The sequence below is a fragment of the Clostridium sediminicola genome (assembly GCF_050402865.1).
Lineage (GTDB): Bacteria > Bacillota > Clostridia > Clostridiales > Clostridiaceae > Clostridium_AF > Clostridium_AF sediminicola.
The window spans coordinates 363806-378215 of sequence record NZ_BAABMF010000003.1; the positions used below are offsets into that span (position 1 = coordinate 363806).

General features: G+C 28.7%; 10 protein-coding genes. 1 reads left to right on the plus strand and 9 read right to left on the minus strand.

What is annotated here, in order from left to right:
• Positions 1 to 87 precede the first annotated feature (87 nt).
• From ACQ3F0_RS08485 to ACQ3F0_RS08525, 9 genes are all read right to left on the minus strand, one after another.
• Positions 88 to 1344, minus strand: a complete 1257-nt coding sequence (locus ACQ3F0_RS08485) for an oligosaccharide flippase family protein (protein ID WP_428864791.1) — start codon at positions 1342 to 1344, stop codon at positions 88 to 90.
• A gap of 149 nt (positions 1345 to 1493) precedes the next feature.
• Positions 1494 to 2708, minus strand: coding sequence for a multiple monosaccharide ABC transporter permease (gene mmsB / locus ACQ3F0_RS08490; RefSeq protein WP_428864792.1), 1215 nt, complete (start codon positions 2706 to 2708; stop codon positions 1494 to 1496).
• A 1-nt stretch (position 2709) separates the two neighbouring features.
• Positions 2710 to 4236, minus strand: a complete 1527-nt coding sequence (locus ACQ3F0_RS08495; protein ID WP_428864793.1) for a xylose ABC transporter ATP-binding protein — start codon at positions 4234 to 4236, stop codon at positions 2710 to 2712.
• An 85-nt stretch (positions 4237 to 4321) separates the two neighbouring features.
• Positions 4322 to 5371 (minus strand): sugar ABC transporter substrate-binding protein, encoded by a 1050-nt coding sequence (locus tag ACQ3F0_RS08500; protein WP_428864794.1) that lies wholly within the window; start codon positions 5369 to 5371, stop codon positions 4322 to 4324.
• A 298-nt stretch (positions 5372 to 5669) separates the two neighbouring features.
• On the minus strand, positions 5670 to 6719 hold the full coding sequence (locus ACQ3F0_RS08505; RefSeq protein ID WP_428864795.1) for a D-xylose ABC transporter substrate-binding protein: 1050 nt from the start codon (positions 6717 to 6719) through the stop codon (positions 5670 to 5672).
• Between the two features lie 18 nt (positions 6720 to 6737).
• Positions 6738 to 8303 carry a response regulator transcription factor gene (locus ACQ3F0_RS08510; RefSeq protein WP_428864796.1) on the minus strand — a complete coding sequence of 522 codons (1566 nt, stop codon included), beginning with the start codon at positions 8301 to 8303 and terminating at the stop codon, positions 6738 to 6740.
• Positions 8300 to 9877: a sensor histidine kinase gene (locus ACQ3F0_RS08515; RefSeq protein ID WP_428864797.1), complete on the minus strand. Its 1578-nt coding sequence runs from the start codon at positions 9875 to 9877 to the stop codon at positions 8300 to 8302. Before ACQ3F0_RS08515 ends, ACQ3F0_RS08510 begins: the two co-directional genes overlap by 4 nt.
• Positions 9828 to 10850, minus strand: coding sequence for a substrate-binding domain-containing protein (locus tag ACQ3F0_RS08520; RefSeq protein WP_428864798.1), 1023 nt, complete (start codon positions 10848 to 10850; stop codon positions 9828 to 9830). The genes ACQ3F0_RS08515 and ACQ3F0_RS08520 overlap by 50 nt, the downstream gene beginning before the upstream one ends.
• A gap of 140 nt (positions 10851 to 10990) precedes the next feature.
• Positions 10991 to 11878 (minus strand): AraC family transcriptional regulator, encoded by an 888-nt coding sequence (locus ACQ3F0_RS08525; RefSeq protein WP_428864799.1) that lies wholly within the window; start codon positions 11876 to 11878, stop codon positions 10991 to 10993.
• A gap of 152 nt (positions 11879 to 12030) precedes the next feature.
• On the opposite strand from ACQ3F0_RS08525, the gene ACQ3F0_RS08530 reads away from it, so the two are divergent.
• A complete protein-coding gene (locus ACQ3F0_RS08530) occupies positions 12031 to 14394 on the plus strand; it encodes a glycoside hydrolase family 31 protein (protein WP_428864800.1) in 2364 nt (787 codons plus the stop codon).
• Positions 14395 to 14410: the final 16 nt, after the last annotated feature.

Consider the following 14410-nt stretch of genomic DNA (forward strand, 5'->3'; position numbering starts at 1 on the left):
TATGTATACGCATTCTAGACCTAAAAAATTCTTAGTAGAATCTTTTAGGTCTATCTTTTAATTTTAAGTTACTGTTACTGTTTATTCCTAATCATTTAAATACCTATATAAATATCCGTTTGAAATAACTGAAGTAATAAAAAACACTAATACAGTTGCTATTGCAGCACCATTTGATCCATATCTATAAATAAGCGCTATATCCAATATAACATTTGCTATACCAGTAATTATTGCATTATAGAAATTAACTTTCACTTTCTTTATGCTTGCAAGTATATTTCCTGCAGGTGCTCTAAAAGAACCAGCTATAATATACCCAAACATAAGTATCCTAAAAGGAACTATTGAATCAAGATAATTTTCACCAAATAAAATAAGTATAAATGGTTTAGCAAAAATAATTAAAATTGAAGATATTAGTATATTAAATATTAACAAGTATTTTTCTAGTGCAAATAATTTTTCACGAATCCATTTTTTATTATTATAATTTTTTGCGAAGTAAGGATATACAAATACTATAACTGAAGTAGGTATAAACAACATATTAAAAGGTACCAGTGTGGCTGATTTATATGCTGCAACAACTGTTTCATCCTTAAGTACCAATCCAACCAAAAAAGTATCTATTAAGAATAACATTTGTGATATAGCATTAGTAAATGCACATGTAATAGAATATTTCAAAAATTTATTTTTACTCTGCCTTGGTGGTTCCTGGACACTTTTGTATTCATTTAAATATTCTTTGAAGAAGTATACTGCAACTAATACAGAAATAATAAAAGCAAAATATCTTGCAAAAACTACACCATTTACTCCAAAATACATACCCAATGTTATAGTACCTAAGAATAAAACAAACCCATTAGTAACTGATAAAATTGAAAATTCTTTATTTTTATAGTCAGCACGATAAAACACATTAAAACACTCAAATATAATAGAAATAAGAGGACATAAAAAAAGCATTCGAAGTATCTCTGTACTCCCTTCTATTGGCAATACAAAAAACTGTGTATAAATAAATATAGCTAAAGCAATAATTCCATTTGCAAGCACACCTATTTTTGTTCCATATTTAAAAAATCTAAGTTTTTTCTCTCTATCTTCAGTTTCACTACAATACTGTAATATTCCTGGAGTAACTCCCATACCCTTTATGAGCAAAAACATACTGAGAATATTTATTGCATATGTATAACTTCCATATTCTGATTTAGATAATATCCTAACCAAAATAATAGTTGTACCAAATTGAATAATTTTATTAATAAAGTTTGCACTGAAAATATGCAAAAATCCATTTTTAATTGCGAATTTTATAGCCTTCTTATCCATGAGAATTCTCCTATCAAGTTGTAATCAATAAGGCTATTATATCAAATCTATCGAAAATTGGAAAATTAACATTTTATTAAAATTAATCTCAAAAGAACTACCCAAAGTTTCTGGTAGTTCTTTTGTTAAGTAAACAAATGAATTTTTAATTATGCATTTTTCTTTCTAGATGTTATATCTATCCAAACAGCTAAAAGAAGAATTAAACCTTTAACCATAAATTGATAAGTTGTAGGCACATTCATTAAACTCATTCCATTATTTATTGTAGCCATAACTAAGGCACCAATAATTGCACCTATTACAGTTCCTTCACCACCCATAGCAGAGGTTCCACCAATAAAGCAAGCTGCTATAGCATCTAGTTCAAATAAGTTTCCAGCTGAAGCTGTTGCAGAATTAAGTCTTGCCGTAAATACAATACCTGCAATGGATGATAGAATTCCCATAGAAACAAATATCATCATTGTTCTTTGCTTGATATTTATACCAGAAAGTTTAGCTGCTTCTTTGTTTCCACCCAAAGCATATATATGCCTTCCTAAAGTTGTTTTATTTGATAAATAGGAATATAAGAAAACTAAACCTATAACAAGTACTATAGAATATGGAATTCCCATATATAATACCATTATCATGAAAAATGCTCCTATTAATGTTGAAACCATAATCATTTTTGCTACTTGGATATTCATTGGAAGAATATCAAAACCGTACTCTTCTCTAGTTTTTCTCTTTCTCATTTCGAAGACAACATATAAAATTATTGAAACTATTCCAATTATTAATGTTGTATCATGAAAAGCTGCATCTTGTAAAAATAGTCTTGGTATATATGATTGTCCAATAGCTTTAAAGCTATCATTCATTGGAGCTATTGTAGCACCATTTGTTACTCCAGTTACAGCACCTCTGAAAATCAACATTCCTGCGAGAGTTACTATAAATGCTGGAACTTCTTTATATGCTATCCAATATCCTTGCCATATTCCAACTAACAAACCAACTCCCATTGTTACTAGTATTGTTGGAACAGTTCCCCAACCCATCTTGACCTGTAATACTGCAGCAATAGCACCTGTAAACCCTGCAACTGAACCTACTGAAAGATCAATATGTCCACCTACTATAACAAATACCATACCACAAGCTAGAACAGCAATAGTAGCCGTTTGTAACAATAAATTGGATAAATTTCTTGATGTTAAAAATGTTCCACTTGTTAATCCTGTAAATATAAGTCCTATTACTATCAATGCAATAAACATTGTATATTGTTTAATATTTGTTTTAAGTTGATTCTTTACAAAACCTAATAGTGATGCTGAATTACTCTTATTTGTTTTAGCATTTAACTCTACCATATTATTTACCTCCCGTAGCATAAAACATTACCTTTTCCTGTGTAGCATCCTTCCATTCAATGTTTCCTGTAATCTTACCTTCATGCATTACAAGAATTCGATCGCTCATACCCATTATTTCTGGAAGTTCCGAAGATATCATTATGATGCAGACGCCTTGATCAACTAAATCATTCATAATATTATATATTTCAAACTTTGCACCTACGTCAATTCCCCTTGTAGGCTCATCTAATATCAATACCTTAGGTTCTGCCATTAACCATTTTGCTAAAGCAACTTTCTGTTGGTTTCCTCCACTTAAATTCTTAACCTTTTGCTCTATGGAAGGTGTCTTTATTCTAATTTGTTCTACATATTTATTTGCTATTTTGATTTCTTCATTTTCATTAATTCCACTAATGTTTGTAATTTTTTCTAAGCTTGCCATTGAAATATTCTTTTTAATGTCAGTTGTTAAAACAAGACCTTTTCCTTTTCTATCCTCACTAAGATAACATATTTTGTTTTTTATAGCTTCTTTAGGATTTTTAATTTTAACTTTTTTACCATCTATTTTTATCTCTCCAGAGATATTAACACCATATGCACCTATAATACTCATTATTAGTTCTGTTCTACCAGCACCCATAAGTCCTGAAATACCAAGTATTTCCCCTTTTCTTGCTTTGAAACTTATATTATCTAAGATTTTCTTATCTGGAAGTTCAGGATTATATACATTCCAATCTTTAACTTCAAGAACAACGTCCTTAGGAGTATGCTCTTTTCGAGGGAATCTTTGGGTTAATTTTCTACCTACCATCAGAGAAATTATATCATCCTCTGATAATTTTTCATCACCATGCATATCTCTAGTACAAATAGTATTACCATCTCTTAAGACAGTTACAGAATCAGCAATTTCTATAACCTCATTAAGTTTATGAGAAATATAAATACATGTAACACCTTTTTCTCTAAGTTCTTTAATAATTTGAAGTAAATTCTCACTGTCAGTTTCATTTAAAGCAGCAGTTGGTTCATCTAATATCAATATATCAGCTTCTTTTGAAATAGCTTTAGCAATCTCAATTAACTGTTGTTTACCAATTCCAAGTTGTACAATTTTTGTATCGGGGCTATCATTTAATTTAACTTCTTTTAGTACCTTTTGTGTTTGCATAAAAGTCTTATCCCAATTGATGCTACCTCTTTCAACAAATTCATTTCCTAAATAAATATTTTCTGCAATATTCATCTGCTTTATCAAAGCTAACTCTTGATAAATAATTGCAATCCCAACTTTTTCTGAATCTTTTATTCCATCAAATTTTTGTTTTTTCCCTTTTACTATAATTTCTCCACTACAGCTTGATGTTGGATGTACACCACTTAAAATCTTCATCAAAGTAGATTTTCCCGCTCCATTTTCCCCAACAAGTGCATGTATTTCGCCTTTCTTTACTTTGAAATTTACATTATCCAAAGCTTTTACACCTGGAAATTCTTTTGTAATATTTTTCATTTCTAAAATATTTTCATACACTTTTTAATTTCACCTCTCATATAAACTCCATATATGTGGGTAGAGGAACAGTATTTACTATTCCTCTCACCTCTATTTGGACAGTTTATTTTTTATAAACGTCATCTTTATTTAAGTATCCACTTTCAATTAATTTTTCATCAATATTATTTTTATCTACAACATAAGGAGTTAATAACAAAGATTGTACATCCATTTTATTATTGTTAACAACAGCACCATTAGTTTCTAAAGCTTCACCTTTAGCAATTTTTACTGCAGCTTCAATAGCAGCTGTTCCTAATTCTCTAGTATCTTTAAATATTGTCATTGATTGTGTTCCTTCAACTATTCTTTGAGCAGCAGCAAGTTCTGAATCTTGACCAGTTATTGGCACTTTACTATCCAATCCTTGAGCAGTCAATGCAACAATAGCTCCACCAGCTGTACCATCATTAGGTGCTAAGATAGCTTGTATATCATTATCATTTGCAGTTAAAGCATTTTCAACTATTTTCAAAGCATTTTCTGGATTCCAATCATTTACAGCTTGATCAGCAACTATAGTAATATCTCCACTATCAACTAAAGGTTGAATAAATTTCATAGCTCCTTCTTTAAATAATTTTGCATTGTTATCTGTAGGAGCTCCTGACATAACAATGTACTTTCCTTTAGGTACTTGTTTAGTAATATATTCACCTTGTAATTCTCCAACTTTCACATTATCAAATGAAAGGTATAAATCTATATCAGTATCCATGATTAATCTATCATAAGAAATAACTTTAATTCCTGCTTCATGTGCTTTTTCAACACTTGCTGCAGCAGCACTAGCATCTTGGGGTGCAAGAATTAATACATCAATACCTTGAGCTATCAAGTTTTCTACTTGAGATGCTTGTTGTGCAACATCATTGTTACTAACTTGAACTTTCAAATCTATTCCAAGTCTTTCAGCTTCTGATTCCATTTGAACTTTGTCTCTAACCCATCTTTCTTCTTGTTGTGTCGGTAAAGATAATCCAACAACTATCTTATCATCAGCTTTTGCACTATCATCAGCAGGTGCTGTATTCTTAGAAGCACATCCACCTAATAATGCAACCGACATAACTGCTGTCATCATAAATGCTAAAATTTTTGTTTTTTTCATTCTTAATTCCCCCTATATTTTTTTATTGACAGGTAGTTAAACAACTGTCAAATTAAGTTTTACGGAAACTTTTCTGTTTCTGTAAACGTTGTAACTATATAATACAATGGTTTACATAAAATATCTCTAGATTGAATTGCTACGATTCTTGCTAAAATTAACTACTTTAACATAACAAAAATTTGATATAGTACTTTATTGACAAAATCAAACATAAAAAACTTTAAAAAAAATCTCTGCCCTTTATTAGCAAAGATTCTCTTACATTTTGTTTATAACAATAATGTGCTACTTAATTTTACTTTCTCATATAAACATCTTCTTCATTATGAAATTTACCTTCTATTATTACTTCCATCATATTTTCTTTAGTAACAGCATAAACATCTTCCTTATGATATAACACTGTGTGCTGTCCATTTTCTAAGTTATCATTTACATCCAAAATTTTACTATTGGCAACTCCAACTGAAATCTCTGCAGCTTTTTGAGCAAGTTTTTGGATTGGTTTATATACTGTCATATGTTGTGAATCTTCAACAATTCTTTGACAAGCTGAAAGTGTAGCATCTTGACCAGCAACAAATACCTTTCCTGCTAGCCTCTTTTCGGCAAGAGCTTCAATAGCTGATTCTGCTAACCTATCATTTCCACATAAAATAGCATCTATTTTTGTTCCACTTGAAAGTGCTTCTTCCACAGCTTTATATGCAACTTCTTCTCTCCATCCAGATGCCCATACTTCCTTCACAATTGCAATTTTTCCTTTATTAATATAAGGGTCTAGAACGTTTTTAAATCCTTTATTCATAAAATAAGTATTATAATCTTCTTCTGATCCATTAATAATAATATAATTCCCTTCTGGTGCCTTTTTAACTAAAGATTTAGCCATTAATTCCCCAACTTTTACATTGTCAAATGATATATACAAATCTACATCAGCATTTTTAACCAGTCTATCATAAGAAATTACCTTTATACCTTTATTTTTTGCAGTCTTTACAATGGAAGTCAGCGCATCTGCATCATTAGGGATTACAACTAAAACATCAATATTCTGATCCATTAAATAATTTACCTGCTTTAATTGCTCATCGCTATTACCGTTTGAATTCTGAACAATCACATCAGCTCCCAATTCTTTTGCCTTAGCAACAAAAATATCCCTGTCTCTTTGCCATCTTTCAATAGCTAATGAATCTATAGAAAGCCCAATAATAACTTTGTTATCATTTTTTGAAATATTGTTTTTCACTTTTTTCATACTAAATATAATACTACAGATAATAGCTATGATTACTATAGCAACTAATACATTTAAACGTTTCCTTTTTTCATTAAACATAATTACCCCCACTAATTATTATAAATTCTTTATATATTCCGTAGGTGTCATTTTCTCAACTTTCTTAAAAAGTCTGCTAAAATAATTAGGATCACTATATCCTATTTCATAACAAATCTCTTTAATACTCATTCTTCCTTTTTTCATTAGTTCTTTAGCTTTATCTATCCGCATTAAAGTTAAATACTCAATAAAGTTCTGTTTAGTTTCTTCTTTAAACAATCTACTAAAATAATGAGGACTAACACAAGCCATCTTAGATACTTCTTCTAACGTTATTTCTCTAGAATAGTTATCTTCAATAAATTGTTTAGCAATCAGTATTACTTTATTTATTTTTTTCTCTTGGCTATTATTAATAATATTACAAATATGAATTATTCGTTCTCTACACCATATTTCTAAAGAAGGAAAGTCTTTTAATGCTAACATATTTCCTAAAAAGTTATCGAATTTTTTAATTTCTGTTTCTGGCAATACACTATCAAAAATAGATCTATGAAGCATTACCATTACTTCCATTATCTTATTTCTACCCTGTTCAAAATTGTCATCCTTTGAAATTATCCACTGATACAATTTTTTAAATGAAAACAAAGCTTCCTCACTATCTCCTGTGATACATTTATCCATCAACTTTTTTTCTTGGTCTTTAGGATATTCAAAGGAAGTTGCATCCATATTCATTACATCTTTTATATGAACAACATCTTTGTTTTTACCAATATGCATCGCTTTAAGTGCCTCTTCATAAGAAAATGTTATATTTTCAAACTTTTTGTAGCTTCCTATTCCAATAAGTGTTTTAAATTTCTCATTATATTCATTAATTTTTTTATAAATGTATTTACCTATTTCCATTGCTTCAAGACGTTGAGAATATTCATCTTTCACTAAGGTAGGTATAAATAAAACAATCCTATTTATCATAAGAGGTCCTATTAACGATTTTCCTTTATATTTCATTATATTTCTAAAAAACTGATAAAATTTTTCTTCCGCATAAGAAAATTCTCTATCCTCTAAACTTATAACAATTATATAACCACCTTCCTCGTCCAATTCTAAGACTTTTTTATATTTCTCTAATCCATTTGAATAGTCTTCCCCTAATAAAATAGAGTATATAAATGCATGTTCTAAAAATGGCAATAGATTTTCAAATTTTTCAATATTATCAAGTTCATGTTTACGTTTTTGCCTATCTTTCTCTACAATGTCAGTAGCTTTTTCTATTGCACTTATCAAATTTTTCTTACTTAATGGTTTCAAAAGGTACTCTATTACCCCTAATTTAACAGCTTCTTTTGCAAATTGAAATTGTTCATAGGCAGAAATAATAATAAATAATGTATTAGGGTTCCTTTTTTTTATCTCACGTATAGCATCAATACCATTTATTCCGGGCATTCTAATATCCATTAATACAATCTCAGGCTTATTAAATTCTGCCTTTTCAATTGCTTCTCTTCCGCTTCTTGCAGTTTCAATAATATTTATATCATTAAAATTTTTATCAATAATATATTTAACCGCATCAATAACTATTTTTTCATCATCAGCAACCATTAAACTATACATCATATATCTCCTTCCTCTATAGCTTCTTCCGTTATATTAAATGGTAATTTAAGTATTATTTTTGTACCAATATTTATCTTAGATTCGATTTCTATTATATCTACACTGTCAAAAAACACCCTGAGTCTTTGTATTACATTAGTTAATCCAATTCCCGTCGTATGTCCAATTTTCTTTTTCTTTTTTTGATAATCATTTTTAACACCATTCAATATATTAAACCTTGTATTTTCATCCATTCCTTTTCCGTTATCCTCAATTATTACAGATACAAATTCTTCATGTTTTCTAACAATTAAATTAATAATTCCTCCACTCTCTAAATCTCCAATACCATGAATACATGCATTTTCAATAATTGGTTGAATTATCATAACTGGCATCTCAACATCAACTTCACCTTCTTCAACATCAAAGTTAAATTGAATCATATCGCCAAATCTAGTTTCTAATAAATAAACATATGTTTTGAGATTATCTAATTCTTCTTTTAATGTTACTGGTTCATCCATCTTTTTTAGATTATACCTAAACAGACTAGACATTTTTTCCAGAAAAATTCCCGTTCTTTCTGCATCCTCCATCATTGCAAGTTGTACTCCCGCATTTAATGTGTTAAATAGAAAATGAGGGTTTATTTGGGATTGAAGAGCTCTTATTTGCGCATTTTTCAGCATATTTTTCATCTTTAAATTTTCCATTTTTTCATCTTTAAGCTTTGCTTCCATCTCTACTTGGCTTTTCATTTCTTCAATGTACTCATGTATATTGTTCTTCATCTTGTTAAAAGTATCGGCTAAAATCTTTATTTCATCATGAGTCTCCACATAGATATCCTCTACCTGAAAATTACCTTTAGAAATTTCTTCAGCGTTATTAGCAAGTCTTACTATAGGAACTGATACTTTTCTTGTAAACCAAAAAATTAATACAATACTTATTAAGAACATCAATACTATAATTAGCATATTTAAAATCTGAAGCTTTTTTAGTGTAGTCGACATTTGAAAATACTTAGTAGTATTATCATTAAACTGACTTAAATTTAATTTATTAATATAAAATTCAATATAACCTGAAATTTTATTTGCTTCTTCATAATACTGATTATATTTAGTAATATTTCTTGCTCTCTTAGCATTTATTGCTGAATCAGCAACAATGAGATACTCATCAACCATATTTGCTATATCCTTTAATAAAAGAGAATTTTTATCATAAGATACATCTCTACTAAGGTTATTTAATTCTTTAGATAGCAAATCTCTATTTTTATAATAAGAATCAAGGCTATTTGTATTTTTTGTTGAAAGATAATTTAATAAATCTTCATCCATTATTTCAATTTTATTTGATAAACTTCTAAAAATTTCATTATTGGTAAACATGTGATCCATTTTATTCATAAAGTTACTAGCATTATAAAAAGTGTAAACTGATGTGACCAACATAATAAATGTTAACATCAAAGAAAAAATCAGCATTTTTTTTCGTATAGTATTAATTTTAAAAATATTTATGAAAGGTTTAATCATTCTTATTTTCCTTTCCTTTTGCAATATTTTCTTTATATTCATTTAACGTCTTTCCTGTAACAATGTCTACATCTGTATGAACATAAGAAGAGGTTCTTCCATTCTCCATTATTTCATATGCTGATTTTATACTTTCATATCCAATCATCTTTGGATCTGGAATCACTGTTCCATATATTACACCTTTTGCAACATAATTAAAAATTTCATCTAAACTATCATATCCAATAATTTTTACATCCCCAACTTTGTTATAATCTACAATAACTTGTGCAACTCCCATAGTATCGTTAGCATCTGAGCAAACTATAACATTAACTTCTGGATGATCAATAATAATTCGTTGGGCTATTTTTTTTACGCTAAGAATATCTAAACTAGAATTTTCCAACATTCTTATTTCTATTTCCTTATTTTTAACAGCGTCTTTAAAACCATCTATTTGTGTTTTATTTTGATTTTCTCCTTTGCTCTTATCTTGTATAAAAGCAACACTAGCAGTACCTTTTGTAGCATCAACTAACAGTTTTCCTTCTTTAGTTCCAATCTCAAACCCGTTAGTTCCTACAAACACCTTTCTTTTACTAAGTGGGGCATCAGTATCTATAGTTATAACAGGAATTCCTTTATTGTCAGCTTTCTCTACAAGTTTTATGAATTCATCCCCACTAAAACCTTTGGTTATAATCCCATCTACATCTGAATTAATAGCTATATCCATATACTTTAGTGTATCTTCATAATCACTATTATCCTCAGTAAAATTTATTTCAACAGCTGATAGAAATTCTAAGGAAGCTTCCTCAATTCCACTTTTTATGTCTTTCCAATACTGCTCTTCTTTATTATTCAATATAACACTAAAATGATAATTAGGATTTTCTTTAGGAATCACCTCTCCTTGGGATTGTATAATAAACTTATCTAATATCCTGGAATAGGTTATAGAAATACCCACAGATAGCACTAATAAAATTGTTAGTATTATTATAAAGCTTTTATATATCATCTTCATTCATTATTACCTCTTTTAATATAATTTACTATTTCATAGTTTAGAATGTCTATACTTATGATTATTAATTATACCTTTCAACAATAATTATTTCAATTTGATAACAATTTTGTGCTAGTTTTAGTGATTTTGTCCATGAATCAACTATTTAATTTTCTAAACTTTGCAGGTGTACAATTTTTATACTCCTTAAATTTTCTTATAAAATAACTAAAATTCTCAAATCCTACTTCATAACAAACATCCATAATTTTTCTGTCTTCATTTTGCAAAATCTTCGTAGCCTGTTCTATTCTATATTGATTTATATAATCTATAGGCGTTTTTCCTGTTTGAGTTTTAAAAAATCTACAAAAATACTGTGTATTCATATTAGCAACCTTAGCTAGTGAATCAATGTAAATTTTACTTTTGTAATTTTGGTGTATATAATTAATAATTTTTTTTATTAAATTTATTTTATATTCTTTAACATCTTCATTTGTAGTACTTTTAATTACAAATCCATCATTACCTGCTAAAATTGAAACTATTCTTAATAAAGAAGCTTTTATCCCAATTTCCCATCCTGCTTTCAACTCTCTATAGCATTTTATAATTGATTTTATTTCTTCTATAACCTCTCCACCCCATTCAATATAATTGTTTACTGTATACGGGAATAAGGCTTTTCCATTTATGATTGGATCTAAATATTTACTTTGGCAATAATCATAAATTGCACTACTTAGAAAATCTAAATTGAATACAATTGCATGATGAATAGATTCTTCAATACCTACAACTTTTCCGTAATGTAGAGATTCTCTATTAATAAATACACATTGCCCCTCAGTAATACTTATTTTTTTCATCTCTATACTAAAATCAATTGAACCTTTTTCTACATAAATTATTTCTACTTCTTTATGCCAATGGCAGTATATTTCTTCTTGCTCTTTTAAATGCATATCTAAATATATAAAAAGTGGTAACATTGGTGATCCATGCACCTTATTTTCTTCTAAATCAATAATTCTCTGATTCATAAGAACCTTTCCTTTCTAGTTAAAATATTGTCATAATAGTGTTATTATAGGTGAAAATAGAGAAAGTTTTCTAGAGTTTAAGCGTTTATAATGTTATTATAAGATAAAAAATTATAAATAACTAGATATAAACTTTAAACTGGAGGTTAAAAATGTTTGGAAAAATAGTAAATTACACTAGAGAAAACACTAAACTTAGTGTTAACTTTGAAAATGGCTTAGGAATAATTGATGTTATAAATCCTTATGTAGTAAATGTCTTTTCTCCTTTAAAATATAAAGAACACTATTCAAGAGCAATCGAAGATTTAACTCGTGAAAAATGTACAATTGATTTTAAACAATGCAATGAATATTTAGAATTATGTACAAATGAATTGATTATACGAATATATGACAATTTTAAAGTAGATTTTTATAATAAAGTTGGAGACATTTTATGTGAAGACTATAGAGATAACAGGAAACCATTTATTAGAAGAGGTGACTCTTATTTATTTGAACAAGAAGGACATAAATCTGAAGATAGAAGTACTTCTCATAAGATTGAAATAATTAAAAAGATGTATAATGATGAAAAATTTTATGGTCTTGGTGAAAAAACTGGTCATCTAAATAAAAAAGGCTATGAATATACTATGTGGAATACTGATGATGCTAGTCCTCACGTTGAAAGTCATAAAACTCTATATAAATCTATCCCGTTTTTTATAACATTAAGAGAAAATAATGCTTTCGGTATATTCTTTGATAATACCTTTAAAACCTACTTTGATATGGGAAAAGAGAATTCAAATTACTATTATTTTGGAGCTGATGATGGAAATTTAGATTATTATTTTATCGCAGGACCAGAATTTAATAAAGTTGTTACTAGATATACTGATTTAACTGGAAAAACTCCTTTACCTCAAATGTGGACATTAGGGTACCAACAAAGTAGATATACTTATGATTCAAAAGAAAGACTTATGGAGATTGCTAATAATTTTAGAGCAATGGATATTCCTTGTGATGTACTACATTTAGACATAGATTATATGGATAATTTTAAAGTATTTACTTGGGATAAAAATAAATTCCCTAATCCAAAAGAAATTACAAATGACCTTTATAATAACGGCTTTAAAGTTGTTACTATAATCGACCCCGGTGTAAAAAAAGCTAAGGGATATTCTGTTTATGATGAAGGTATGAAAAATAAGTTTTTTGCTACTGACAAAGATGGAGTAACCTATATTAACAAAGTTTGGCCTGGCGATTCAGCTTTCCCAGATTTCTCAGATAACTCAGTTAGAAATTGGTGGGCAGATAAGCAGTCACTCATGATTGATTCAGGTGTTTCAGGAATTTGGAACGATATGAATGAACCTGCAAGTTTTAACGGTCCTTTACCAGATGATGTTCAATTCAAAAATGAAGGAAGGGAGACTGACCACAGAGAAGTACACAATGTATACGGTCATCTTATGTCAAAAGCTACCTTTGAAGGAATAAAGAAATATACAAATAAACGTCCTTTTGTTATTACTAGAGCTTGTTATTCAGGCTCACAGAAATACTCCACAGTATGGACAGGAGATAACCAGAGTTCTTGGGAGCATTTAAGAATGGCAGTCCCAATGCTTTTAAATCTCGGAATAAGCGGAATGGCATTTTCAGGTACTGATGTAGGTGGTTTTATATCAGACTGTACAGCAGAACTTCTTTCTAGATGGGTACAATTAGGTTGTTTCTCCCCTTTATTTAGAAACCATTCAGCAGTTGTTACTAGAGATCAAGAACCTTGGGCTTTTGATGAAGAAACTTTGAAAATCTATAGAAAATATGTAAAACTTAGATATAAGTTTATCCCTTATCTATATGATTTAATGAAACAATGCGAATCCACTGGTTTACCTCCTATGAGACCTTTAGTTCTACACTATACTAATGACAAGAATGTACATGAGCTAAATGATGAATTCCTATTTGGCGAAAATATTCTAGTGGCACCAATTGTAGAACAAGGAAAAAATTTCAGAGCGTTATATTTACCAAAAGGTAATTGGATAGACTATTGGACTGGAGAAAATATAAAAGGACAGGAACATATTATTAAAAATGCCAAACTAGATACCTGTCCAATTTATATAAAGGAAGGTAGTATTATTCCAAATTACCCAGAACTAAATTATATTGGAGAAAAAGAAATCAAAGATTTAATCTTAGATGTTTATCCAGGATATGGAGAATACACTCACTACCAAGATGATAATAGCAGCTATAATTATAAAGAAGGAGAATATAATTTATACAGGTTCAATATGATTTATGATAAGAACTTAGTTATCAAAATAGATACTCCCCATACTGGCTACGAGAATTACTATGAGAATTTCAAAATAAAAGTTAATAATCAAAATATAAGAAAAATCACTTTTAATGATAAGGAAATAACTTATAATAAGATAACTACAGGTGTTGAATTTATAATACCAGCAATTGAAGGTGAAATTATCATTCAAATTAAATAAGCCTTAAAAGATAGAA

Bases quoted from the DNA above. Each gene is read 5' to 3' on its own strand.
- ACQ3F0_RS08515 (WP_428864797.1), bottom strand. From the start codon at position 9,877: ATGAATATAAAGAAAATATTGCAAAAGGAAAGGAAAATAAGAATGATT.
- ACQ3F0_RS08525 (WP_428864799.1), bottom strand. From the start codon at position 11,878: ATGAATCAGAGAATTATTGATTTAGAAGAAAATAAGGTGCATGGATCA.
- ACQ3F0_RS08520 (WP_428864798.1), bottom strand. From the start codon at position 10,850: ATGAAGATGATATATAAAAGCTTTATAATAATACTAACAATTTTATTA.
- ACQ3F0_RS08530 (WP_428864800.1), top strand. From the start codon at position 12,031: ATGTTTGGAAAAATAGTAAATTACACTAGAGAAAACACTAAACTTAGT.
- ACQ3F0_RS08485 (WP_428864791.1), bottom strand. From the start codon at position 1,344: ATGGATAAGAAGGCTATAAAATTCGCAATTAAAAATGGATTTTTGCAT.
- ACQ3F0_RS08500 (WP_428864794.1), bottom strand. From the start codon at position 5,371: ATGAAAAAAACAAAAATTTTAGCATTTATGATGACAGCAGTTATGTCG.
- mmsB (WP_428864792.1), bottom strand. From the start codon at position 2,708: ATGGTAGAGTTAAATGCTAAAACAAATAAGAGTAATTCAGCATCACTA.
- ACQ3F0_RS08510 (WP_428864796.1), bottom strand. From the start codon at position 8,303: ATGATGTATAGTTTAATGGTTGCTGATGATGAAAAAATAGTTATTGAT.
- ACQ3F0_RS08505 (WP_428864795.1), bottom strand. From the start codon at position 6,719: ATGTTTAATGAAAAAAGGAAACGTTTAAATGTATTAGTTGCTATAGTA.